This is a genomic window from Thermincola sp. GK-1 (assembly GCF_059412445.1).
In genome coordinates, this window is record NZ_JBSQAT010000047.1 from 1 (window position 1) to 738 (window position 738).

General features: G+C 42.3%; 1 protein-coding gene. It reads right to left on the reverse strand.

All coding sequences use genetic code 11. From position 1 onward, the window contains the following. Positions 1 to 126: 126 nt before the first annotated feature. Positions 127 to 603 (reverse strand): IS200/IS605 family transposase, encoded by a 477-nt coding sequence (gene tnpA / locus ACSNJE_RS15925; RefSeq protein WP_495253076.1) that lies wholly within the window; start codon positions 601 to 603, stop codon positions 127 to 129. Positions 604 to 738: the final 135 nt, after the last annotated feature.

The window sequence follows — 738 nt, forward strand, 5'->3', positions numbered from 1 at the left end:
AATCATGACCACCCGCTCAGCGGGTGGTTTGCTCTAGCCCTATAAGGGCATGTTACAGGCTGAGCCTAAAGGCTCACTGAACGGTCCGCCAACCGCACACCTTCTCAAACTACCCCTAAAGGGGTTTTATTTTTTCTTGTTTTTTTCTACTGGCTCACCCGTAAACGGGTCAATATATTCTTTCAAAGTCATTTGGTCTGCGGCGATATCCTCTTGCAATTGCTTCCGGATGTACTGTTCTATCGCCTTCTTGTTCCGGCCAACTGTGTCCACATAATACCCTCTACACCAAAAATGTCTGTTACCATACTTGTATTTCAGGTTGGCGTGCCGGTCGAATATCATCAATGAACTTTTGCCTTTCAAATATCCCATGAAGCTCGACACACTTATCTTTGGCGGTATCGAAACCAACATGTGTATATGATCCGGGCAGGCATTGGCCTCAATTATTTCTACCTTCTTGTATTCACACAATGTTCGTAATATCTTTCCGATATCGCTCTTAATTTTATTGTATATCACCTGCCTCCTATACTTCGGGGCAAATACTATGTGATATTTACAATTCCACTGTGTATGTGCTAAACTTTCAGTATCCATATTGAATATCTACCTCCTTTTGTTACGGTACGGTTGGCGAACCTGTACCATTTTACCAAATGGAGGTAGATTTTTCTACTCATAGCTAAAGCTTTTTGGAACCACCTGCAAAGCAGGTGGTTTTCGTTTATACAA

Bases quoted from the DNA above. Each gene is read 5' to 3' on its own strand.
- tnpA (WP_495253076.1), bottom strand. From the start codon at position 603: ATGGATACTGAAAGTTTAGCACATACACAGTGGAATTGTAAATATCAC.